Source organism: Cnuibacter physcomitrellae, from assembly GCF_014640535.1.
Lineage (GTDB): Bacteria > Actinomycetota > Actinomycetes > Actinomycetales > Microbacteriaceae > Cnuibacter > Cnuibacter physcomitrellae.
This window is the reverse complement of sequence record NZ_BMHD01000001.1, coordinates 1,345,790-1,366,891: the sequence shown is the minus strand read 5'-3', so window position 1 is coordinate 1,366,891 and position 21,102 is coordinate 1,345,790. Positions and strand designations below refer to the sequence as shown.

At 71.3% G+C, this 21,102-nt stretch carries 23 protein-coding genes and 1 tRNA gene; 13 read left to right on the top strand and 11 right to left on the bottom strand.

Going from position 1 to position 21,102, the window contains the following annotated elements:
* Positions 1 to 69: 69 nt before the first annotated feature.
* The 5 genes from IEX69_RS06365 to IEX69_RS06345 form a co-directional block, all read right to left on the bottom strand.
* Positions 70 to 1,038 (bottom strand): DUF8686 domain-containing protein, encoded by a 969-nt coding sequence (locus IEX69_RS06365; RefSeq protein ID WP_085020227.1) that lies wholly within the window; start codon positions 1,036 to 1,038, stop codon positions 70 to 72.
* A gap of 2 nt (positions 1,039 to 1,040) precedes the next feature.
* Positions 1,041 to 2,543 (bottom strand): flavin-containing monooxygenase, encoded by a 1,503-nt coding sequence (locus tag IEX69_RS06360; RefSeq protein ID WP_085020226.1) that lies wholly within the window; start codon positions 2,541 to 2,543, stop codon positions 1,041 to 1,043.
* Positions 2,540 to 3,196, bottom strand: coding sequence for an alpha/beta fold hydrolase (locus IEX69_RS06355; protein WP_157127219.1), 657 nt, complete (start codon positions 3,194 to 3,196; stop codon positions 2,540 to 2,542). Before IEX69_RS06355 ends, IEX69_RS06360 begins: the two co-directional genes overlap by 4 nt.
* Positions 3,197 to 3,200: 4 nt before the next feature.
* The gene (cofG, locus tag IEX69_RS06350; protein WP_157127218.1) at positions 3,201 to 5,621 is read right to left on the bottom strand and encodes a 7,8-didemethyl-8-hydroxy-5-deazariboflavin synthase CofG; all 2,421 of its coding nucleotides are present in this window, start codon (positions 5,619 to 5,621) and stop codon (positions 3,201 to 3,203) included.
* Between the two features lie 159 nt (positions 5,622 to 5,780).
* Complete coding sequence (locus tag IEX69_RS06345; protein WP_162818521.1) at positions 5,781 to 6,641, bottom strand: TetR/AcrR family transcriptional regulator; 861 nt, start codon at positions 6,639 to 6,641, stop codon at positions 5,781 to 5,783.
* Between the two features lie 250 nt (positions 6,642 to 6,891).
* Between IEX69_RS06345 and IEX69_RS06340 the strand changes: the two genes are divergently transcribed.
* Both IEX69_RS06340 and IEX69_RS06335 read left to right on the top strand, forming a co-directional pair.
* Positions 6,892 to 7,659, top strand: a complete 768-nt coding sequence (locus tag IEX69_RS06340; RefSeq protein ID WP_085020223.1) for a hypothetical protein — start codon at positions 6,892 to 6,894, stop codon at positions 7,657 to 7,659.
* Positions 7,660 to 7,670: 11 nt separating this feature from the next.
* Entirely contained in the window at positions 7,671 to 8,627 is a 957-nt protein-coding gene (locus tag IEX69_RS06335; RefSeq protein ID WP_085020222.1) for a ThiF family adenylyltransferase, read from the top strand.
* 3 nt (positions 8,628 to 8,630) lie between these two features.
* On the opposite strand, the gene IEX69_RS06330 is transcribed toward IEX69_RS06335, so the two are convergent.
* The gene (locus IEX69_RS06330) at positions 8,631 to 8,837 is read right to left on the bottom strand and encodes a hypothetical protein (protein WP_157127217.1); all 207 of its coding nucleotides are present in this window, start codon (positions 8,835 to 8,837) and stop codon (positions 8,631 to 8,633) included.
* 268 nt (positions 8,838 to 9,105) lie between these two features.
* Between IEX69_RS06330 and IEX69_RS06325 the strand changes: the two genes are divergently transcribed.
* From IEX69_RS06325 to IEX69_RS06310, 4 genes are all read left to right on the top strand, one after another.
* Positions 9,106 to 9,492 (top strand): VOC family protein, encoded by a 387-nt coding sequence (locus IEX69_RS06325; RefSeq protein WP_085020220.1) that lies wholly within the window; start codon positions 9,106 to 9,108, stop codon positions 9,490 to 9,492.
* A gap of 54 nt (positions 9,493 to 9,546) precedes the next feature.
* Positions 9,547 to 10,665, top strand: a complete 1,119-nt coding sequence (locus tag IEX69_RS06320; RefSeq protein ID WP_085020219.1) for an Rv2578c family radical SAM protein — start codon at positions 9,547 to 9,549, stop codon at positions 10,663 to 10,665.
* Positions 10,666 to 10,690: 25 nt separating this feature from the next.
* Positions 10,691 to 11,299, top strand: a complete 609-nt coding sequence (locus tag IEX69_RS06315) for a thymidine kinase (protein WP_085020218.1) — start codon at positions 10,691 to 10,693, stop codon at positions 11,297 to 11,299.
* 134 nt (positions 11,300 to 11,433) lie between these two features.
* A complete protein-coding gene (locus tag IEX69_RS06310; RefSeq protein WP_085020217.1) occupies positions 11,434 to 11,859 on the top strand; it encodes a hypothetical protein in 426 nt (141 codons plus the stop codon).
* A gap of 76 nt (positions 11,860 to 11,935) precedes the next feature.
* Here the strand turns inward: IEX69_RS06310 and IEX69_RS06305 are convergent.
* The 3 genes from IEX69_RS06305 to IEX69_RS06295 all read right to left on the bottom strand — a co-directional run bounded on the left by IEX69_RS06305 (position 11,936) and on the right by IEX69_RS06295 (position 15,511).
* Positions 11,936 to 12,009 (bottom strand) — tRNA-Pro (locus IEX69_RS06305).
* Between the two features lie 68 nt (positions 12,010 to 12,077).
* Entirely contained in the window at positions 12,078 to 13,007 is a 930-nt protein-coding gene (locus IEX69_RS06300) for a metallophosphoesterase (RefSeq protein WP_085020216.1), read from the bottom strand.
* Positions 13,004 to 15,511, bottom strand: a complete 2,508-nt coding sequence (locus IEX69_RS06295; protein WP_229756253.1) for a transglycosylase domain-containing protein — start codon at positions 15,509 to 15,511, stop codon at positions 13,004 to 13,006. The genes IEX69_RS06300 and IEX69_RS06295 overlap by 4 nt, the downstream gene beginning before the upstream one ends.
* A gap of 52 nt (positions 15,512 to 15,563) precedes the next feature.
* On the opposite strand from IEX69_RS06295, the gene sp36 reads away from it, so the two are divergent.
* Positions 15,564 to 15,728 carry a Sp36 family protein gene (sp36, locus tag IEX69_RS20845; RefSeq protein ID WP_229756252.1) on the top strand — a complete coding sequence of 55 codons (165 nt, stop codon included), beginning with the start codon at positions 15,564 to 15,566 and terminating at the stop codon, positions 15,726 to 15,728.
* A gap of 2 nt (positions 15,729 to 15,730) precedes the next feature.
* Entirely contained in the window at positions 15,731 to 16,198 is a 468-nt protein-coding gene (locus IEX69_RS06290) for a RidA family protein (protein ID WP_229756251.1), read from the top strand.
* Between the two features lie 22 nt (positions 16,199 to 16,220).
* Here the strand turns inward: IEX69_RS06290 and IEX69_RS06285 are convergent, their stop codons facing one another.
* Entirely contained in the window at positions 16,221 to 17,051 is an 831-nt protein-coding gene (locus tag IEX69_RS06285; protein WP_085020213.1) for a DNA-formamidopyrimidine glycosylase family protein, read from the bottom strand.
* Between the two features lie 424 nt (positions 17,052 to 17,475).
* On the opposite strand from IEX69_RS06285, the gene IEX69_RS06280 reads away from it, so the two are divergent.
* The 5 genes from IEX69_RS06280 (at position 17,476) to IEX69_RS06260 (ending at position 20,730) form a co-directional block, all read left to right on the top strand.
* Complete coding sequence (locus IEX69_RS06280) at positions 17,476 to 18,456, top strand: TadA family conjugal transfer-associated ATPase (protein ID WP_085020212.1); 981 nt, start codon at positions 17,476 to 17,478, stop codon at positions 18,454 to 18,456.
* Positions 18,453 to 19,466, top strand: coding sequence for a type II secretion system F family protein (locus tag IEX69_RS06275; protein ID WP_085020211.1), 1,014 nt, complete (start codon positions 18,453 to 18,455; stop codon positions 19,464 to 19,466). Before IEX69_RS06280 ends, IEX69_RS06275 begins: the two co-directional genes overlap by 4 nt.
* Before the next feature lie 223 nt (positions 19,467 to 19,689).
* Positions 19,690 to 19,920 (top strand): DUF4244 domain-containing protein, encoded by a 231-nt coding sequence (locus IEX69_RS06270; RefSeq protein WP_085020210.1) that lies wholly within the window; start codon positions 19,690 to 19,692, stop codon positions 19,918 to 19,920.
* Positions 19,901 to 20,275: a TadE family type IV pilus minor pilin gene (locus IEX69_RS06265; protein ID WP_085020209.1), complete on the top strand. Its 375-nt coding sequence runs from the start codon at positions 19,901 to 19,903 to the stop codon at positions 20,273 to 20,275. The genes IEX69_RS06270 and IEX69_RS06265 overlap by 20 nt, the downstream gene beginning before the upstream one ends.
* A complete protein-coding gene (locus IEX69_RS06260) occupies positions 20,272 to 20,730 on the top strand; it encodes an Rv3654c family TadE-like protein (RefSeq protein WP_229756250.1) in 459 nt (152 codons plus the stop codon). The genes IEX69_RS06265 and IEX69_RS06260 overlap by 4 nt, the downstream gene beginning before the upstream one ends.
* On the opposite strand, the gene IEX69_RS06255 is transcribed toward IEX69_RS06260, so the two are convergent.
* Positions 20,706 to 20,936, bottom strand: coding sequence for a DUF8847 domain-containing protein (locus tag IEX69_RS06255; protein WP_085020208.1), 231 nt, complete (start codon positions 20,934 to 20,936; stop codon positions 20,706 to 20,708). The two genes, IEX69_RS06260 and IEX69_RS06255, sit on opposite strands and share 25 nt — an antisense overlap.
* Between the last annotated feature and the right edge of the window lie 166 nt (positions 20,937 to 21,102).

Here is a 21,102-nt window from a genome sequence, read left to right as displayed (position 1 = left end):
GCCGAAGCTCCAGATGACACCACCGTAGCAACGGGGGCCCTGTCGAGGGAACGCCTGAGGGGCAGAATCTCACCTGGTCTCGGGCTTGTCGTCGGAGACCGCCGCGCGCGCTCCGCGGTACTCGGAATACGGCGTGCCCCAGCGGTTCCACGCGGCCACGTAGATCGCGAGCCCGACCACCAGTCCGACGATCACCCAGAGGACCACGAGGATGTCGACCCAGGAGCCGATCGGCGGAGACCCGGGGAAGAAGTTGCGCACCGTGATGGTGGCGAACAGCATCGTCCCCATCCAGCTCGTCAACGTGGCCTCGACCCGGCGCCGGCCGATGTACGCCGAGATCGCCACGAAGAGCACGAGCACGGGCATCACCACGAGGAGGACGAGCAGCACGAGTCCGAACGTGATGATGCTCCAGTCGCGCTTGGCCGAGAGGTCGTACGTCTGGAGGTCGACGGTCGAGCCGTCGAAGTCGGGGTACATCGCGCCGCTCTCGGACAGGTCGATGTTCCACCCAGGAGGCTGTCCGATGAGCCGGAACTGCACGGGTATGGCCTGCGAGGGACCAGCGGCGGTAGGGAAGGCGAGAGCGTAGACCTCATCCGTCTCGTACTTGTCGAACGGCCAGTTCTCGACCTTGCCATCGACGATGACCGAGATCGACGTCATCGGGACCGGGGCGCCGGCCTTGAGCTGGATCGCGGGTGAACCGTCGAGGGGGTTGATGAGGATCGTGATGTCCTGGTTGACAGAGATCTTGTCCTGCAGGTACTTCTCCGGCAGCGAGAAGACGTCGACGTCGACCGAGATCCTCTCCTTCGACCCGTCCACGTTCTGAGGAGTGAGATCGAGCACGATCTTGTCGACATCGGCCTCCGGCACCTCGGTCGACTTCGCCGTTCGACCGTTCGTGGCGTAGAGCGCGACGAGCCCCACGTAGGTGACCACGATGAGGGCGGCGAGCAGCAGCGCCATCCAGAACCGCGGCGAGCGCAGCAGGCCCCGGGAGCGGGGTGCGACGGGTGCCGGCGGGGTCATGCTCAGAGCCTAAGGGATCCGGGCCGCCCCTCCCGTGCCGCCCGAACCGGCTCGTAGGCGGCGAGATCGACCGAGGAGAGGCGCTCGCGGAAGGTGTGGGCGAAGTCGGGCCAGACCAGGGTGAGCCGGTGCACGGCGGAGTCGAGGTACCAGCTCTCGCAGCCGCCGAGCATCCACACCGTCGAGGCGGCGAGCGCGTCGACCTCGTCGCGGCTCGCCCGCTCCGCGTCCGCCGTGGGCTCGAGGGCGTCGGCGTCCTGCGCATCCGTCGCCTCGAGCACCGCCAGCACGTAGTCGATCTGCGCCTCGATCATCGCGATGGCGGAGTTGTGGCCGAGGCTCGCGTTGGGTCCGTTGATGATGAACAGGCCCGGGAACCCGTGGACGGTCGTCGAGGCGTACGCCGTCATCCCGTCCGACCAGTGGTCCGCCAGGAGGAGACCGTCTCGCCCGGTGACTCGCTGGGCGAAGGGCGGACGGGTGCTGTGGAAGCCCGTGGCGAGCACGAGCACATCGACGTCGCGTTCGGTGCCGTCCTTGGCCCGCACCGTCGACCCCGACACCGACTCGAGCGCGGCAGGCACCACGGAGACGTGGGGGAGGGTGAGCGCGGGGTAGTAGTCGTCGGAGAGCAGGACGCGCTTGCAGCCCACCTCGTAGTCGGGGGTCAGCGCGGCGCGGAGGACCGGGTCGGCGATCGCCGACTCCAGATGGCCGAGCGCGGCGGAGCGGAGGCGCTCGCGATGGCCCTCGAGTCCCGGGGCGCCCGCACGGGCGGCGAACCCCTCCTCCATGCTCCAGAACAGGCCGTCGCGCAGGCGACGGAGAGCGCGGGGATCGGCGGCGAGCGCGGCCTTCTCCTCCTCGCCGAAGACGCGGTCGCCCCGCGGCATCACATACGGCGCCGAGCGCTGGAACAGCACCACCTCGGCGGCCTGCTCGGCGACGCGCGGCACGATCTGCACGGCGCTCGCCCCGGAGCCCACGACACCCACACGGGCACCGCGCAGGTCGACGTCGTCGCGCCACCGCGCCGAGTGGAACATCGGACCGGGGAACGACTCGAGGCCCGGCGTCGAGGGGATGCGCGGCTCCGACAGCCGACCGGCCGCCATCACGAGCGCCCGGGCCTCGAACTCGCCTCGCGTGGTGCTGACGCGCCATCGACCGGCGCTCTCGTCCCAGCGGGCGTCGGTCATCTCCGTGTTCAGACGGATGTGCTGCGCCACCCCCTCCTCGCGGACGCAGTCGGCGAGGTAGTCGCGGATCTCTGCCCCCGGGGCGAACGTCCGCGACCAGTCCGGCTTCACGCGGAAGGAGAAGGAGTAGAGGTGCGAGGGGACGTCGCACGCGACACCCGGGTAGGAGTTGTCCCACCAGGTGCCGCCCACCCCCGAGCTCCGCTCGAGGACCACGAAGGAGCGGACGCCCTCGCGCGCCAGCCGGATCGCGGTGCCGATGCCGGCGAAGCCCGCGCCGACGACGAGCACGTCGACCGCGGTCATGCGGCGGCCGCCCGGTAGGACGATCCGGCCGGATGCGCGTGCGGGACGTCGAGGAACCTCGCCAGGAGGGCCAGCACCTCGGCGGGCCGCTCGACGAAGACGCCGTGGCCGGAGTCGACCGAGGCGAGCCGCGCATCCGGGGCCGCCTCGACGAGGCGCAGGGCGTCGTCGGGGCCGGCGAGCGCGTCGTCGGTGCAGCGGATGACGAGCATCGGGGCGGCGGTGTCGGCCGCCCGTGCGACGAGCTCGGCCCCGTCGATCGCGGCGAGCTCCATCGCCGCGCGATCCCGGTCGATCGCGGGCTCGGCCGCCTCGGGGCGCATGAGCCGGAAGGGGGCGCTGAGGAGCGCCGCCTCGGCGGCGCCGGGGGAGAGGACGGGGGCGATGAGAGTCACGCTCGCGGGACGGTCGGCGCCGCCCGTGGCGAGGCGGAGCGCCGCCGCCGCCCCGGCGCCGTAGCCGACGAGGTGCGCGGGGGCGGGAAGGCCCCCCTCGGGGACGGCGTCGGGATCGAGGCCGATCACACGGCGCGAACGACCGAGCATCGGGCCCAGGAGTGCGAAGTCGGTCGCGACCGTGCTGCCGAAGCCGGGCAGGAGCACGACCGATTCACCGCTCTCGGGACCCCACCTCGTGACCGGGGGCGATGCCATCCGCTCAGGCCGCCTCGGTGCCGACGGCGCGGCCGGTCGGCGCCAGGGCGTCGGAGTAGTCGGTGCGGCGCAGCCGCACCGGACGACCGAGCTCGGCGGCGAGCCGGGAGACGTGCTCGAGGGTGAGCTGACGGTGCGCCTCGGCGCCGGCGAGCGGATCGACGTCGCCGTCGAGGAGGACGCCGCCCAGATCGTCGGCCCCGCCGACGAGGACGCGCTGGGCGGTGGCGGTGCCGAGCTTGGTCCAGGCCGCCTGCACGTGGTCGATGCGGCCGGCGAGCATCAGGCGTGCGACGGCGTGGAGCGCCCGCTCGTCGTCGGTGCTCGGGCCGTCGGGCACGCGGGCCGCGACCGCGGGCAGCGCCTCCCACGGCACGTACGGCATCGGGATGAACTCGGTGAAGCCGCCCGTCCGATCCTGGATCGAGGCGAGCATCCGCAGATGCGCGACGCGCTGCGCGAGCGTCTCGACGTGACCGAACACCATCGTCGACGTGGTGCGGACGCCGGCGCGATGCGCCGCGGTGATCGACGCCACCCACTGCTCGACCGTGGTCTCGGCGCCTCCGCCGAGCAGCGAGCGCACGTCGTCGTCGAGGATCCGGGCACCCGTGCCGGGCATCGTGTCGACGCCCGCGTCGCGCAGCGCCGCGACGGTCTCGTCGAGCGAGAGCCCGAGCCGCCGCGAGGCGTCGAGCACCTCGGCGGGGCGGAAGGCGTGCAGGTGCAGGTCCGGAGCGACCGCCTTGATGCGTCGCGGGATCTCGAGGTAGGACTCGGCGGGAGCGTCGGCGGGGACAGGTCCCTGCAGGCAGACCTCGGAGGCGCCCAGCTCGACGGCCTCCGCCGTGAGCGACTCGAGGAGACGGGGGTCGCGGATCACGGCGCCGGTGTCGAGGTTGCGATTGACGACCACGGAGATCGCGTCGCCGACCGCGGTGCGTCGGCGTGCGTCGGCGAGGGCGGAGAGCTCGTCGAGCTGCTCGCCGCGAGCGGAGAGGAGCGCGACGAACCCGGCGTCGTCGAGCTCGGGGCCGGCCTGCGCCACGGCGTCGAGGGCGTCGCGCACGGCCGGGTCGACGTGCGTCGACGCGGCGTGGCTCCTCGGGGTCGTGCGCGCGGCGACGGCCGGTGACGGCGACCAGGGGCGGCCCACCACGGAGGCCGACTCGTCGGCCAGGTGCGTCTCGGGGTCGACGAGGGCGTCGACGTGCTCCCACACCCGCGGGTCGATCCACTCGTCGCGCTCGGTCAGGTACTGCGGATGCGCGGTGAGGCGCTCGCGGAGCTCGTACCCGGTCGAGCGGGTCAGCGTGGCGAGATCGTCGAGGTGCGGCCAGGGGCGCTCCGGGTTGACGTGGTCGGGAGTGAGCGGGCTGACGCCGCCCCAGTCGTCGATGCCGGCGCGCACGAGCAGGTCGAGCTCCTGCTGGTCGGTGAGGTTCGGGGGAGCCTGGATGGTCGCATCCGGCCCCATGACGACACGGGCCACCGCGACGGCGGCGATGTACTCCTGCAGGGCGAGGTCGGCCTCGTTCTGCATCGCGGTGCGCGGCTTCGCGCGGAAGTTCTGGACGATCGTCTCCTGCACGTGCCCGAAGGTCTCGTGCGAGCGGCGGATCTCGAACAGCGCCTCGGCGCGCTCCGCATCCGTCTCGCCGATGCCCAGCAGGACGCCCGTCGTGAACGGCACCCGCGAGCGACCCGCGTCGTCGATCACCCGGAGGCGGAGCGCCGGATCCTTGTCGGGCGAGCCGTAGTGCACGCCGCCCTTCTCGGACCAGAGACGGGTGGCGGTGGTCTCGAGCATCATGCCCATCGACGGCGCGACCGGACGGAGCGTCTGCAGCTCGGCCCACGACATCACCCCGGGGTTCATGTGGGGCAGGAGGCCGGTCTCCTCGAGCACGGCCTGGGCCATGTCGCGCAGGTAGTCGATGGTGGAGGCGTAGCCGTGCTCGTCGAGCCAGGCGCGCGCCTGCTTCCAGCGGTCCTCCGGGCGGTCGCCCAGGGTGAAGAGCGCCTCCTTGCAGCCGAGGGCCGCGCCCTCGCGCGCGATGTCGAGGATCTCCTCGCGCGAGAGGTAGGTGGGCTCGTGGTTGCGAGCCAGACCGCCCGGCGTCTCGACGAAGATGCAGTAGTGGCAGCGGTCGCGACAGAGCTTCGTGACCGGGATGAACACCTTCTTCGAGTAGGTGATCACGCCCGGGGTGCCGCGACGCTCGAGGCCCTCGTCCCGCATCCGCGAGGCGACCTCCAGCAGCTCGTCGAGGTCCGCGCCCCTGGCGGCGAAGAGCACCTCCGCGTCGGCCTGGGTGGGCGATCCCGCGCGTGCCGCATCGAGCGCCGCGCGCATGCGTTCGGCGGGGTGCTCGATCGCCGGGGGGATGCGGGCGGTGACGGGGCTGGGCAGGGACTGGGCCATGACTCGACAAGCCTAATCCCGCGGCGATGGCGCCTCGCCCGCCGGGCGGCGAGCACGACGGGCTCCGGGCCCTCGAACGGGAGGCGTGCTACTAGTTAGCGTCGTGTGTAGTGAAGCGTGTCGCTAGCTCGACGCTCTAGGCATGTGGTCGTGCGGCGATCAGGCCTCGCCGCGGCGGCGGACCTCGACGATGGGCATCTCGTCGATCCCCGACGAGAGGCGGGCGATCGCCGCCTCGGCGTCGTACGAGGGGTCGGGCACGAGGAACGTGTTGATGATGCCGAGGTAGGCCATCGAGGCGAGCGACATCTCGGCCTGACGGCCGTCGTTGTCGACCGTGTAGTGCGTCTCGACGATGTCGGGGATCGTGGTCCGGGCGATGCCCAGGCCCTCGATGATGGCGGCCGAGGCGAGGACGAACGGACGGTAGTCGTCATCGAGGTCGGGCCGCAGCATGAAGCCCACGGTGGGCACGATGTTGCGGTAGAAGACCTCCATCGTGTCGAGGAAGGCCAGCTCGCTGTTGCGCAGCTCGGCGACGATGCGCTCGCGGAGCCGCTCATCGGGGTAGGAGAGCGCGGTGGAGGAGAGCGCGACGTACGTGCGCCACTGGATGGACGACGTCACGGTCTCGAAGTTCTGCTCGGCCGCGATGCCGGTGACGTCGAACAGGACGCGGCGACGGCCCTCGGGCGTGCGCAGCTCGTCGGCCCGGAACCCGAGGTACTCCCAGGTGGCCACGAGCGACTCCTCGTCGGCCCGGCCGGGCTGCACCTGGTTGGCCACCTCCGTGAGGAGGTCCTCGAAGAACGCCTCCTTCGACTCCCAGATCCGGTAGACGGAGCTGCGGGGGACCCCGGCCTCCTTGATCAGGTCGTCCATGAGGAGGTGCTCGAACCCGACCGTCAGCCCGTTCGTGTTGACGAGGTCGATCGCGGTCTGGAGGAGGGTCGAGCGCACCTCATCGCGGGACGCCCGTGCACGTCCGGGACCCGGCTTGGTCCAGCTGTTCTCCGACATCGCCACCCTCTCCGACATCATTTTGAGACATAATGTCCCAAGTTGCAATCGCGGGAGTGGCGCTCCTATGCTCGGGTCATCGGCGACCAGCTTATTACGGCGCGTCACCGGGTATCCACGAACGGTGACTCGATGGGGGCTGGATGCTGTACGCCATGTCGTTGACGCCCGCCCCCGCGCTGCCGGGATCAGCCCTCGCGCCGGCGGGGTCAGCCCTCGCGCCGGCCGGATCAGAGGGAGACGCCCGCCCGTGACGCGCGTCGACCGCTCCGTCTCGAACTCCGCCGTCATCCCGGTCGTCACGTCCTCGACCGCGTTCGACACCGAGCGCTCCGCGCGACTGGCCACCGGCATCATCGCGATCAACGGCGTCGCCGTGCCGGGCATGGAGGCGGTGTACCGCTCGCACTTCGACTTCCGTCGCCGTGTCTACGTCGATCAGACCGGGCAGCTCGATCCGAGCGACCTCTCCGAGGACGGCACCGACCGCGATCCGGACGACGCGCGCTCCGTCACCTTCGCGGTGCTCGAGAACGCACCCGACGGGGTCAGGATCGTCGGGGTGGCCCGTACCATCATCAAGGGGGCCGACGGCGTCGACCGGCCGCTTCCCGTGGAGGACTTCTGTCCCGAGCTGTTCGCCGACGACCCGCTGCCCGCCGGCAGCGTCGAGGTGTCGCGGGTGATCGCCCGCCACGAGCGCGTCGCGATGCAGGAGCTCATCCAGTGGCACCTCTTCGCCCTCATGTCCGCCTACTTCTCCGGGCATGACGTCGGGCGCACCTTCGCGATCATCGAGCCCTGGCTCGAGCGTCTGCTCGCCGGAGTGCTGGCGATCAGCCGGATCGGCGAGCCGCGGTACATCGAGCATTACCTCGACTACAACCTGCCCGTCGAGTTCGACCTCACCGGCTCGGCCGAGCGCATCACCGAGCGGAACGCCACCATCCTGCAGCAGCTGATGGACGCCGACGGCGCCCTGGAGTACTTCGGCCGCGTCTCCCGCTCGGAAGGCTGACCGGGAGCGACATGAGGTCGACCTCCTCGCCGGAGTTCTCGCGCAACTACGGATTCTGGAGCGAGGCGGAGCAGCAGGCGCTCCTCGAAGCACGGGTCGCCATCGCCGGGGTCGGGGGTGTGGGCTTCCAGCTCGGGACCAAGCTGGCCCGGATGGGTGTGGGGAGCTTCGCGATCGCCGACCCGGAGGTGTTCGAGCCGCAGAACGCGAACCGTGTGCCCGGCGCGGCCGCCTCCACCTACGGCCGGATGAAGGCCGACGTCTTCCGCGAGCACGTGCGCGACATCAACCCCCGCGCCGTCGTCCACGTCTACCGGGAGGGCGTGACGGTCGACAGCGTGGCCGAGTTCCTGGACGGCGCCACCCTCGTCTTCGACGAGTCGGAGTCGACGCAGCCCGAGATCGGCACAGGGATCGCGCGCGAGGCCCGACGCCTCGGCATCCCCGACGTGCTCGTCGTCAACGTCGGGTTCGCCGCGACCGTCACGTCGTTCCTGCCGCGCTCGCGGTGGACCTTCGAGCGCTTCCTCGGGCTGTCGGAGACGGCGCCCCTCGACGAGATCGCCCAGGCCACGCTCGACTACACGAGGTTCCTGCCCTACATCCCGCCGTACAGCGATCTGCGGGCTCTCGTGACGCTGACGACCGCGGCTCCCGACGGCTCGTCGGCCTCGCTCCCGTCGATCGCCCCCGGCGTGGATCTCGCCAGCGCGCTCGGGTCGACCCAGGCCTTCCTCCACATCCTGGCTGCGGCGGGCCTCGGGTCGCGTCGCAGGGCTCCGGTCGCCGCACCGGACATCGCCTACCTCGACGCGTACACGATGCGAGCGCGCACCGTCCGTCTCGGTCGCGCCACCCACCGCAGGCATCTGCTCGCGGCGTATGCCCGGCAGAGGCTCGGGCTCAACCCCGGCGTCAGCTACTCGCACGCCGAGATCGCGGCCCGGCGCGACGGCGAGGAGAGGTAGGGCTCAGACCGCGATGCGCGGGATGGGCCCGGTGGCCTCGATCGGCGTGTAGTGCTCCGCCGCCTCCTCGGGGGAGTCGTACGGCCCCACCCAGGCGAACCTGTCATGTCGGCGGGCGTGCTTCAGATGCCACCCGTCGCGAAGCCGGTACGCCGTGCCCACCGGCATGTCCCTGTCGACATCGGCGCCCTCCTCGAAGAGGTGAGCCACCGTGTCCGATGCTCGAACAACCACGATCCCCATCACGAGACCGAGATTACCTCGCCTCCCCGCCGCAGTGTGTTACAGGAAGGAAAAATCTCGGCCGACGAGGGAGCAGGACGGCTTCCGTGTACTCTGTGTGGCACGGGGCGCGCCATCAGCGCGGCTGCTCGTGGCCGTAAGGGTAACGGCAACTCACGACTGCGGCGCGGGGCGTCCTTGCGGGATGAGAGTATCGGGTCCTCTCATCCCGCTAAACACTTAAAGGAGACGGTTCGTGCAGATCCTCCGTGTGCACCACATCGCGATCATCGCGACCGACTACGAGCGCTCGAAGGCGTTCTACCTCGACGTGCTCGGCTGCAAGCTCCTCGTCGAGCACCACCGCGCCGAGCGCGACTCCTGGAAGGGCGATCTCGCGCTGAACGGCGAGTACCTCATCGAGCTGTTCTCGTTCCCGTCTCCGCCCCCACGCAGGTCGTGGCCGGAGTCGACGGGCCTGCGCCACCTCGCGTTCGCCGTCCCCTCGGTGGAGCAGGCGCGTGCCGAGCTGCTGGACAAGGGCGTGCGCTGCGAGGACGTCCGCATCGACCCGTACACGCAGAAGCGCATGATGTTCTTCTTCGACCCCGACGACCAGCCCCTCGAGATCTACGAGGTCTGACGACGCTCGGGCGGCGTGCTTGCCGGATGTTCGAAACTGTGTTCGAATGTCGGCATGAGATGGGATGCGCAGCAGCTCACGACCGACACGCCCTCGGCCCTGCCGGGGCTGGCGAAGCTCAACCAGCTCGTGCGGTCGGTGACGACCCCGGAGTTCGCCGGCGTCACCTTCCACGAGGTCCTCGCCAAGAGCGCGCTGAACCACGTGCCGGGCACCAGCAGTGCGATGCCGAACGCGTGGACCATCAATCCGTACCGCGGCTGCTCCCACGCCTGCGTCTACTGCTTCGCCCGTCCCACCCACGACTACCTCGAGCTGGGTGCGGGCGACGGCTTCGACCGCGAGATCGTGGTCAAGGTCAACGTCGCCGAGGTCCTGGCCGCGGAGCTGCGGCGTCCGCGCTGGGCCAAGGCGACCACCGAGGCCGGGGGAGTGCCCGCGGTGGCGCTCGGCACCAACACCGACCCGTACCAGCGGGCCGAGGGTCGATACTCGCTCATGCCCGGCATCCTCCGCGAGCTCACCACCGCGGGAGCGCCGTTCTCCATCCTCACCAAGGGCTCGCTGCTCCGACGTGACCTCGATCTCATCGCCGACGCGGCCGAGGAGGTGCCCGTGAGCCTGGCGATGTCGATCGCGGTCTACGACGACGAGCTGCAGGCCTCGGTCGAGCCCGGGACGCCCTCGACGAAGGCCCGGCTCGCCACGGTGCGGGCGGTGCGCGAGAAGGGGCTGCCGTGCCAGGTGTTCCTCATGCCGATCCTGCCGCTCCTCACCGACACGGTCGAGCACCTCGACCGCGCCCTCGGCATGGTCGCCGAGTCCGGGGCCACATCCGTGGTGTGGACGCCGCTCCACCTCAAGCCCGGTGTGAAGCAGTGGTACCTGGCCTGGCTCGGCCGCGAGCATCCGGAGCTCATGCCCGCCTACGCACGGTTGTACTCCCGGGGCGCCTACGCTCCCGCCGAGTACCGTCGGTGGCTGGAGGAGCGGATGCGGCCGCTGCTCCGCAAGCACCGGCTCACCCGCGGGGCCGAGGCGAGCGGCACGGGAGGGCCCGTCGTCACCCGGGGGTCGAGCGACCTGCGGGTTCCGGTGACCGGCCGTCGCGGCGGTGCGGGCCCGGCCTTCCCGCCGGCGTCCGCGGTCGACCAGCAGCTCGCCCTGTTCTGAGGGCGCCCCGCCTAGGATCTCTTAGGTGGCGAAACTGTACTTCCGGTTCGGGGCGATGAATAGCGGCAAGAGCACCGCGCTGCTGCAGGCCGCGTTCAACTACGAGGAACGCGGTCAGCACGTCCTCCTCGCGAAGCCCTCGGTCGACACCAAGGGCGACACTCTGATCGTGTCGCGCCTCGGCGTCGACCGCGAGGTCGACTTCGTGATCGCCCCCGACACCGACGTCCGCGAGGAGTTCGGCCGACGCCGAGACGAGCAGGTCGCCCTCACCGGGATCGACGTCAGCTGCCTTCTCGTCGACGAGGCGCAGTTCCTCACCGCCGAGCAGGTCGACGACATGCTGCGCATCGCCATCATGGATGCGGTCCCGGTGCTCGCCTACGGCATCCGCAACGACTTCCAGACCAACGGGTTCCCCGGCAGCATCAGACTGCTCGAGATCGCGCACAGCCTCGAGGAGCTCAAGACGATCTGCCGGTGCGGCCGCAAGGCGATCTTCAACGCGCGCAGGATCGGCGACTCGTTCGTGTTCGACGGCGATCAGGTCGCCATCGACGGCGAGGACGTCACGTACGAGTCGCTCTGCGGCCAGTGCTACCTCGAGGAGTCGCACGGGCGCCTCGCGCGCTGAGTCGCACGGGTGCCTCGCCCGCTGAGTCGTGGGCGCGCCGCCCGCTGAGTCGGGCGCGCCCGAGCGGCGGGGTTTGGTAGCCTCGCGCTACCGGACGCATCCCGCGCTCCCGGCCCGACCCTGGGGGAACACCGATGTCTCACCACCGCCGCCCTGCCCTCCGCCTCGCCGTCGCCGCCGCTCTCCTCCTCGCCGCTTCCGGCGGGCTCGCGGCGTGCTCGTCGTCCTCGTCGACGCCCGCGCCCTCTCCGACGTCCAGCGCGAGCTCGTCGGCCGGAGTGGTGGCGCCGATCATCGTGGCCGTGTCCGACGTCGACGGCACCACGGTCGAGGTCCCGCTCGGCAACGCCCTGGTGCTCACCTCCGACACCGAGCCGCTCGCCGACTGGACCGCCGAGGTGTCCGACCCCTCCGTGCTCCGCTTCGAGCCCGGCTCGTCCTCGGGCAGCGCCCAGTTCAACCCCGGCTTCGAGGCGCTCGCCACCGGCTCCACCGAGGTCACGATGAGCAACTCGTCCACGGGCACGACCGTGACGTTCACGGTCGACGTCACATCCTGAACCGAGAGGGCCTTCGGAGAGGCACGACCAGGAGACGAGAGAAGCCGGCCAGCTGTTCGCTGACCGGCTTCGCCTGTCGGGGTGGCGGGATTCGAACCCACGGCCTCCTCGTCCCGAACGAGGCGCGCTACCAAGCTGCGCCACACCCCGAAGGATTCAGCGCTGTCGCGCCGAGGCCTCATCAAGGATAGCCGATAAATCGGCGCTCGCACGCCACCTCACGCCGGGGCCGCGGTGAGGGTGATCAGCGACGCCTCCGGACGGCAGGCGAAGCGGAAGGGTGCGTAGATCGACGTCCCGAGTCCGGCGGAGACGTTGAGGTCCGCGCTGCGTCCGGCGTGGGCCCAGCTGCTGAGCCCCTTGACCTGACGGCGGGGGATGTCGCAGTTGGTGACCAGGGCGCCGAACCCGGGCACGCAGACCTGCCCGCCGTGCGTGTGGCCGGCGAAGATCGCGGACGACCCGAGATCGACGAACGCGTCGAGGACCCGCTGGTACGGCGCGTGGGCGACACCGACGAGGACGCCCTCGCCCTCCGCAGACCCACGCCGCACCTCGTCGAGGGCGCGGGTCGCCAGGTCGAGCTGGTCGTAGTGGCGGTGGGGATCGTCGACACCGGCGAAGTCGAGCACGGTGCCATTGACGGTGAGTCGGCCGGCGCGATTGTCGAGGTCGAGCCAGCCGAACGACTCGAACACGGCGGTGAGCGCGGCCGTGTCGAGGAGCTCGACGGAACCGTGGAGCTTCGACGGGCCGGTGAAGTAGCGCAGCGGGTTCTTGAACGACGGACCGAAGTAGTCGTTGGATCCGTGCACGAACACCCCGGGGATCCCGCGGAAGACCTCGAGCGCCTCCCGCACCGCGGGGATCGCGTCGCGGTGCCCGAGGTTGTCGCCCGTGTCGATCATCAAATCGGGCTCGAGCCGGGCGAGTCCGCGGATCCAGCGCTGCTTGTCACGCTGCCAGGGCGCCATGTGCAGGTCGGACAGGTGCAGCACCCGGATCGGAGCAGCGCCGGCCGGGAGGATCGGCATGGTCCCGCGGCGCAGCGTGTAGAGCTTGCGCTCGACGAAGGTCCCGTAGGCGAACGCGCCCGCGCCGGCGGCCGCGACCACCCCGAGGGCGGTCGCGGCCGAACGGGCGGTCATCGACCGGGTAGGGCGGCGCCGACGGTCAGTGCCACCGCCGTGCCACGAGGCACCTCGGAGTCTGCCGGCGGGTTCTGCGCCGAGACGACCCCTTGCTGGTTGTTCGAGGGGATGCCCGTGGGGGTCAGCCCTGCTCCGATCAGCTGTGCGGCCGCATCCGACGCCTTCTGACCCACCACGTTCGGCACCTTCACGAGCGTGCCGTTCGAGGTGTTGACCGTGATGGTGGAGCCACGCGAGGCGCTGCCGGTCGGGTTCGTCGAGACGACGGTGCCCGCCGGGGCCGACGAGTCGATCGGACCGCCGTCCTGCATCTCGAACCCGGCACCCGCCAGAGCTGCCTTCGCGGCATCGATGGTCATGCCCACGACGTTCGGGATGGCGACCTGCACGCCGTTGAGGAGCGTCGAGTCGGGGCTCGGGAAGTCGTCACCGCCGTACTTGCCGTCGGCCGCCGTCATGTACTGCTTCCAGATGTAGTGGCGCAGGTTTCCGCCGCTGTTGCCCCTGATGGTGGAGTTGCGGATGGAGACCGTGCCGACCGTGTTCCCGACCCAGACCGCGGTGGCCAGCTTCGAGCTGCCGCCGACGAACCAGGTGTCCTTCTCGGAGTCCGTCGTTCCGGTCTTGCCGAAGTGGGCGATGCCGTCGCGGGGATTCGAGGCCGTGGCCGTTCCGTTGTTGATGACGCCCTGCAGCGCGTAGAGCATGGTCGCGGCGACCTTGGGCTCGACGGCCTGGGTGCAGGTCGACTTGGGGACCTCGATGCCGTTGCCCTGCGAGTCGGTGATGCTGTCGATCGCGATCGGGGTGCAGTACACGCCGTTGTTGGCGACGCCGGCGAAAGCGGCAGCCATCGTGAGCGGGGCGATCTCGTTGGTGCCGAGGATCGCCGCGACGTTCTGATCCAGAGGGTTGCCGTCGGCGCGGTGCACACCGAAGGCCTCGGCGGTCTTGGTGATCTCGCACATGTCGAGCTTCTGCGCCATGGCGATGAACGCGTTGTTCACCGACTGGGCGGTGGCGCTCAGGACGGAGATGTTGCCCGGAGCCGCGCCGCCGTCGTTCGCCGGCGAGTACGTGCCGCCGTAGCCGCCGTTGCAGGAGTTCCGGAAGTTCGACAGGTTGAACGTGGTCTTGTTGCCGTTCACGACGTCGTTCAGCGAATGGCCGGTCGTCAGCCAGTCCGCCAGGGTGAAGATCTTGTACGTCGATCCGACCTGGAAGCCCGTCGAGCCGCCGTACTCGAAGTCGGTGCTGTAGTTCACCGCGCTCGCGCTGGGTGTGACCGCCAGGACGTCGGGGTCGGCGGAGAAGTCCTTGTTCTGCGCCATCGCCAGCACCTTCCCGGTGCCGGGCTGGACGGTCACGAGCGACGACCCGAGGTCGAAGTCCCAGTTGTACGGGACGTAGTCCTGGATGGCGGCCGTGGCCTGCGTCTGCAGGTCGACGTCCAGCGTGGTGTAGACCTGGTAGCCGCCGCGCTTGAAGTTCTCCCAGCGCGTGTCCTGGTCGGCGCCGAACACCGAGTCGTTCTGGATGATGTGCAGGACGTAGTCGCAGAAGAAGCCCGCTCCGAGGCCGTTGGCCGTCGTGCACCCGGTCGAGGGCTGCGTGATGGCGGGGGTCACCGGCGTCGCGATGGCCTCGTCGTACTGGGCCTGCGTGATCTTGTTCTCGCGCAGCATCGACGCGAGCACGTCCTTGTCGCGACGCGCCTGGTTGGCGGGGATGTTGTCGGGCACGTCGATGCGGAGGCCGTTGGGCTCGTTCACGATCGCGACGAGGCTCGCGGCCTGCGCGAGCGTGAGGTCGGAGGCGTTGACGCCGTAGTAGTACCGCGCCGCCGACTGGATGCCGTACACCCGCCCACCGAACGAGGCGATGTTGAGGTAGCCCGAGAGGATCTGGTCCTTCGTGAACTCCTTCTCGAGGCCGATCGCGAGCTTCATCTCCTTGAGCTTGCGGTCGATCGAGGTCTGCGTGGCCTCCTCGTAGGCCTGGTCGCGCTGGGTCGGGTCGGTGATCGCGTCGGCCCGCTGCACGAGGATGTTCTTCACGTACTGCATCGAGATGGTCGACGCACCCGACTCCACGCCGCCGGACGCCGCGTTCCCGACCGCCGCGCGGAGCGTGGACGCGATGTCGACGCCGCCGTGCTGGTAGAAGCGCGGATCCTCGGTGGCGACCACCGCGTCCTTCACGTACTGCGAGATCTGGTCCCAGCCGACCTCTTCGCGGTCCTGGTCGAAGACCGACGCGAGCAGCACGGGGTTCCCGGCGCTGTCCTTGGCGAAGATGTTCGTCTTCTCGGCCAGCTGGTCGGGCTTGATGTAGCTCGGGAGGTTCTCGAACATCCCGATGGAGTTGTTCGCGGCGATGCCGGTGACGGCGAGGGCGGGCGTGACCATGGCGGTGACCAGGACGCCGGCGATGACGCTCATCCCCACGATCCCCAGGACTGCACCGATCACGCCGCCGGCCGAGGCTTTCGGGGCAGACATGATGAGTAGGGTAAACGACGAAGCTGTTAAATGAGCGATGGGAGAGACGTTCGTGCCTGCTTGGGAGTATGTGACGACGCCGCTGATGATCCACAACACCGCTGCCATCCTCAACACGTGGGGCTCCGACGGGTGGGAGCTCGTCCAGGTGGTGACCGGACCCGAGGGCGGGCTGGTCGCCTACTTCAAGCGTCCGGTCGCGTCGTCGGAGGCGTGAGCGTGTCGATCGATCAGCGCCTCGTCGAGCTCGGCATCGAGCTGCCCACCACCCCGGCGCCCGCCGGGGCCTACGTCCCCGCGGTGGTGTCGGGGAACCTCGTCTTCACGGCCGGACAGCTGCCGTTCGTGGGCGGCGTCCTGCCGGCCACCGGCAAGGTGGGGGAGGGCGACGGGCTCGTCGACCCCGCCGAGGCGAAGGCGTTCGCCGCGACGGCCGCTCTCAACGCCCTCGCCGCGATCGAGGCCGAGCTCGGCTCGCTCGACCGGGTGACCCGCGTCGTCAAGGTCAACGGGTTCGTCGCGTCCGACCCGTCGTTCGTGGGGCAGCCCGGCGTGATCAACGGGGCGAGCGAGTTCCTGCACGACGTCTTCGGTGAGATCGGCGTGCACGCGCGGGCGGCCGTCGGTGTCGCCGTGCTCCCGCTCGACTCGCCCGTCGAGGTGGAGCTCGTCGTCGAGTTCGAGTAGCGCGGGCTCCTCAGCCGGCTCCTCAGCGGGTCTGGCGGGCGGGGCAGTACTGCCCCGCCCCCTTCGTCCCCGGGACGTCGACCACCACCCCGTCCCCCTCGGGACAGGGCTCGCCCGCGCGGCCGTGCACCCGCATCCGCGCCGCCTTCTCCGCCTTCTGCCGGTCGATCGGGACGCCCACGCAGGCCGCGAACGCCTCGGCGAGCACCTGGCGCAGCGCGACGAAGAGACGTGCGCGCTCGCCCTCGGTCAGATCGGACGCGTGCATCAGCGGATCGAGTCGCGCGGCGAAGAGGATCTCGTCGGAGTAGGCGCCGCCGATCCCCGCGAGCGACTCCTGCTCCTGCAGGAGAGCGCGGAGCTGCTTCCTCCGGCCGACCAGGACGGCGTCGAGGTCGGCCTGCGAGTAGCCTCGGGCGCTCGGATCCGGGCCCAGCTTCGCGATGGACGACACCTCCGTGGGGTCGTCGACCACCGAGAGCCCGAGCGAGAGCCAGTCACCGGCGTCGGTGACGGCCAGCTCCCTGCCGCCGTCGAAGCGGAGGCGCGCGAGGACCGCGGGGCCGTCCGCCTGCCCGCTGCCGGCGTCGTCCGTGGGCGCCGTGCCGTCGCTCCACGTCGCCCAGCCGGCCCGGCCGAAGGAGATCACGAGATCGGCCCCCGTCGTGTCGAGCGAGAGGTGCTTCCCGAACCGTCGCACCGCCGTGACGGTCTCTCCGACGAGCTCGTCGAGCGGACGCGCACGGGTCTTCAGAGCACGGAACTCGATGAGCTCGACCGCCTCGATGCGCGCTCCGACGGCGTTCTCACGCAGGAAGCCCGCGAGGGCGTCGACCTCAGGCGATTCGGGCACCTCCCCATCCTGCCCCAGGGCGGTGGATGTGCGGCCGGATCAGCCGAAGACGCCCCGCGGGATCGCGATCGGGTGTGACGGGAGAGCACTGTGACAGTCGGTCAGTGGTGTGCCTATGGTTACGCTGAGAAAAGGCCGCCCTGGTTTGCGTGCCGCATCGCGCCGAGTAAACTCCAAGTACCAAACTTCGTGTTTGGATGCAGCGCAGTAGTGATTCCCCCCAATCCAGCGTTGCTGCGGCGGCACCCTTCCCCCCAATGGGTGCCGCCCCTTTACTTTTAACGCCCCGTCTCCGTGTCTCGACGTCGAGCTCCTGACGGTGCGCAGGGCCCGCGGATCCTCCACAGGCGCCGCGCAGCGCTCGTCGCTCCACAGATCCTCTCCGGGCCGACCGCCGGCCCCGCATCCTTCGTAGCGTCGGTGCATGCTCAGCCCCTTCTCCTCCCCGCCCGACTCCGGCACCCCGCCGTCCCGCGCTCTCGCCGCAGCGCTGCGTCCCCTCGAGCGGCAGCTCGCCGATCCACGTGTGACCGACGTCCTGGTCAACGGGCATCGCGGTCTCTGGGTCGACCGGGGTGCGGGGCTCGAGTCCGAGGAGTGGGACTGCCCCGACGAGCGCAGGCTCCGCGAGTGGGCGACCCATCTGGTGTCGCTCGGAGGTCGTCATGTCGACGAGGCGGCGCCCTGCGTCGACGTGCGGCTCGGCGAGCTCAGGGTGCACGTCGTGCTGCCGCCCGTGGCGGGGGACCAGACCCACGTCTCGATCCGGGTCGCCCGATCCCGCGTCCTCGACCTCGACGAGCTCGACGCGGCGGGGATGCTCGCGGGCCGTCGGGAGCAGCTCGAGGCGGCGGTGAGGTCCCGGTCGGGCCTCCTCATCACCGGAGCCGCGGGATCGGGGAAGACCACGTTGCTCGCGGCGCTGCTGTCGCGCTGTGCCGTCGACGAGCGGATCGTGGTGGTGGAGGATGTCCGCGAGCTGCGCATCCCCCATCCCCACGTGGTCTCCCTGGAGGCCCGCCAGCCGAACCTCGAGGGAGCGGGCGGCATCAGCACGGCCGAGCTCGTCCGCCAGTCGCTCCGCATGCGACCGGACCGCCTCGTGGTCGGGGAGTGCCGCGGCGCCGAGATCCGCGACCTGCTCACCGCCCTCAACACCGGGCACGAGGGCGGCGCGGGAACGCTGCACGCCAACGCCCTCGACGACGTCCCCGCCCGGCTGGAGGCGATGGCGGCGCTCGCCGGCCTCGAGCCCCGCGCCCTGGCGCGGCAGGCCGTCAGCGCCTTCGACCTCGTGGTGCACCTCGAACGTCGGGGTGGCTCGCGTTCGATCGCCGCCGTCGGGCGGCTGATCGTCGACGACCGCGGCATGCTGGACGCACGGCCCGAGCCGGTGCGGTCATGAGAGCGCGCACGGGCCCTGTCGCGGCGCCGCGCGAGACACCGGCCGCGGGGGCCGCGCGGAGCGGTCGGCGGCCCGAGGACGACGACATCGCCGCGGTGCTCGAGAGACTGGCCGCCCTGGTCGGCGCCGGAGTCGCCCCGGTGCGAGCCTGGGAGTACGTCGCCGGCGCGCTCGCTCCCGGCGCCGCGCCGAGCACGGCCTCCACCACGGGTCGCTCCGGCTCGAGCCCCCGCGCGCGGTCGACCGCCGACGTGGTGCGGGCGGTCGCGGAGGCGGTGGCGCTCGGAGCGCCGGTGCCGGAGGCGCTGCGCGCCGCGTCCGCGGGGCGCGCCTGGCGCGTGACCGGGGCCGCGTGGGCGGTGGCCGCGGAGGCGGGTGCCCCGATGGCTCCGTTCCTGTCGGCCCTGGCGGCGTCCCTCGGCACCTCGGCACGGATGGACCGCGAGATCGAGGCCGGGCTCGCCGGTCCGGTGGCGACGACGCGCCTCGTCACCGCGCTGCCGGTCGTCGCCGCCCTCGGCGGTGCGCTCTCCGGCCTCGGCACGCTCGCGGCGCTCGCCAGCCCCGCGGGACTGGTCTGCGTCGCGGGTGCGGTCCTGCTCCTGGTGATCGCGAACCGCTGGAGCCGAGCACTCGTGCGACGGGCCAGACGCGACGACGTCGAGGCCGGGCTCGCCCTCGACCTCATCGCGATCGGCCTCGCCGGAGGCGGATCGACCACGCGGGCCAGGCGCCTCGCCCGCGACGCGTGCGAGGAGTTCCGGCTCGAGTACGCCGATGCCTCGGCGCTGGCGCTGCTCGAGCTGGCGAGGGTCTCGGGCGCCCCGCCGGCCGATCTGCTGCGCTACGAGGCCCGGCGCATCCGGGCCGATGCGGCGGCGGCCGCCGCTCGGCGCACGGCCGCACTCGGGACGTGGCTCATGCTGCCGCTCGGGCTCTGCACCCTGCCCGCGTTCCTCCTGCTCGCCGTCGCGCCGGTCCTCCTCGCCCTCCTCGCGTCCGCGACGTGACGACGCCTCCGCCTCCGCCCCCGTATCCCACGTCGCCGCACCCCTTCTCGCCCTCCTCGCGTCAGCGACGTGACGACATCTCCCGCACCCGTATCCACGTCGCCGCACCCCCTTCTCGCTCTTCTCACCCTCCTCGCGTCCGCGACATGACGGCGCCTCCGCCTCCGCTTCCGTACTCCACATCGCCGCACCCCTCCTCGCCACCCCACGAAAGGACGACACCGTGATTCCGACACGACGAACCCCCACGCTCCGCACTGGAACCGCCACGTTCACCCGGCGGGCGCGCATCCGATCCGCCCTCGCCGACGAGTCGGGGGCGGCGACCGCGGAGTACGCGATCGCGACCCTCGCGGCCGTGGGACTGGCGGGCCTCCTCGTCACGATCCTGCGGGGCGACGAGGTGCGCGGCATGCTCGCCGAGCTGGTGCGCCGTGCGCTCAGTGCGGGATGACGGCCTTCGCAGCGACCGGGGCTCGGCGACGGCCGAGTTCGCGGTGGTGCTCCCCGCCGTGCTCGTGCTGGCGGTGCTCCTCGTGACCGTGGCGAGGGCGGCCCTCCTGCCCGTCGCGCTCGCCGACGCGGCGGCCGACGCGGCGCGTCTGGCGGCTCGAGGGGAGGCGGGTGCCGCGACGGCACGCACCGTCGCGGCGGCACCGGGGGCCACGATGTCGACCGAGAGAGACGGTGGCCTGCTCTGCGTCGAGGTACGCGCCCCCGTGATCGTCGCCGGGCTGGGCCGGGTGGGGGAGTCGTCGGCGCGCGGCTGCGCACTCGACGACAGCGGCGCGGAGGGCGGTGCGCCGTGATCCCGTCCCGACCGGGTCCCGCCAGGCGGGGCTGCGGAGCCCTGCGCGACGAGCGGGGGAGCGGAGCCGTGCTGGGCGTCGGCATCCTGGTGCTCGTCGCTGCGATCGTCCTCGCGGCGCTTCCGCTCGGACGGATCCTCGCCGCGCGACAGACGACGATCGGCGCGGCCGACGCCGCAGCGCTCGCGGCGGCCGACATCGCCTCGGGTCGCGTGCCCGGAGTGCCGTGCGAGGCGGCCGCGGCGATCGCCGGCCGCCTGGGCGCCGCCCTCGAGGAGTGCATCCTCGAGGGCGGCGTCGCCCGCGTGGTGGTCTCGGCGGCGATCGAGGGGCTCCCCCTCAGGGCGTCCGCCCGGGCCGGACCGCCGGCGGCGTCCGCCCGGGTGGGGCCGCCGGCGGAGGCCCCGGCGCACCGGGCCCGCGGCGCGGCTCAGCCGAACACGGCCTCGACGTAGCGGTAGTCGACCGCGCTCGGGCGGTCCGACTCGGCGTACTCGATGCCGCTGGAACGGCGGTACAGGTACGTCTTGTCGCCCGCGGTGCCGGCGGGCACGGTCAGGCGAGCTTGCGGCTCCCCGTCCGACGCGAAGTCGGTGCGGATGGTCTTGCCCTCGAGCGGGCCGTCGGTGAACTTGGCGGTGTACGATCCGGCTGCTGACATCGTCGTTCAGCTCCTCTCCGTTGAAGGCGCCGCGCCTGCGGGCGCTCGGCGCCACGACCATTGTGCCCCTCGCACCCGGTCGACGTCAGGGGCGATGACGACATCCGTCCCGACCCCCAGGTTCATCCTCAGCGAACAGGGCCCGAGGGCCCGCAGAGGCATCCAC

Bases quoted from the DNA above. Each gene is read 5' to 3' on its own strand.
- IEX69_RS06275 (WP_085020211.1), top strand. From the start codon at position 18,453: ATGAGAGCGCGCACGGGCCCTGTCGCGGCGCCGCGCGAGACACCGGCC.
- IEX69_RS06280 (WP_085020212.1), top strand. From the start codon at position 17,476: ATGCTCAGCCCCTTCTCCTCCCCGCCCGACTCCGGCACCCCGCCGTCC.
- IEX69_RS06345 (WP_162818521.1), bottom strand. From the start codon at position 6,641: ATGTCGGAGAACAGCTGGACCAAGCCGGGTCCCGGACGTGCACGGGCG.
- IEX69_RS06310 (WP_085020217.1), top strand. From the start codon at position 11,434: ATGTCTCACCACCGCCGCCCTGCCCTCCGCCTCGCCGTCGCCGCCGCT.
- IEX69_RS06355 (WP_157127219.1), bottom strand. From the start codon at position 3,196: ATGGCATCGCCCCCGGTCACGAGGTGGGGTCCCGAGAGCGGTGAATCG.
- IEX69_RS06365 (WP_085020227.1), bottom strand. From the start codon at position 1,038: ATGACCCCGCCGGCACCCGTCGCACCCCGCTCCCGGGGCCTGCTGCGC.
- cofG (WP_157127218.1), bottom strand. From the start codon at position 5,621: ATGGCCCAGTCCCTGCCCAGCCCCGTCACCGCCCGCATCCCCCCGGCG.
- IEX69_RS06335 (WP_085020222.1), top strand. From the start codon at position 7,671: ATGAGGTCGACCTCCTCGCCGGAGTTCTCGCGCAACTACGGATTCTGG.
- IEX69_RS06255 (WP_085020208.1), bottom strand. From the start codon at position 20,936: ATGTCAGCAGCCGGATCGTACACCGCCAAGTTCACCGACGGCCCGCTC.
- IEX69_RS06360 (WP_085020226.1), bottom strand. From the start codon at position 2,543: ATGACCGCGGTCGACGTGCTCGTCGTCGGCGCGGGCTTCGCCGGCATC.
- IEX69_RS06295 (WP_229756253.1), bottom strand. From the start codon at position 15,511: ATGTCTGCCCCGAAAGCCTCGGCCGGCGGCGTGATCGGTGCAGTCCTG.
- IEX69_RS06320 (WP_085020219.1), top strand. From the start codon at position 9,547: ATGAGATGGGATGCGCAGCAGCTCACGACCGACACGCCCTCGGCCCTG.
- IEX69_RS06300 (WP_085020216.1), bottom strand. From the start codon at position 13,007: ATGACCGCCCGTTCGGCCGCGACCGCCCTCGGGGTGGTCGCGGCCGCC.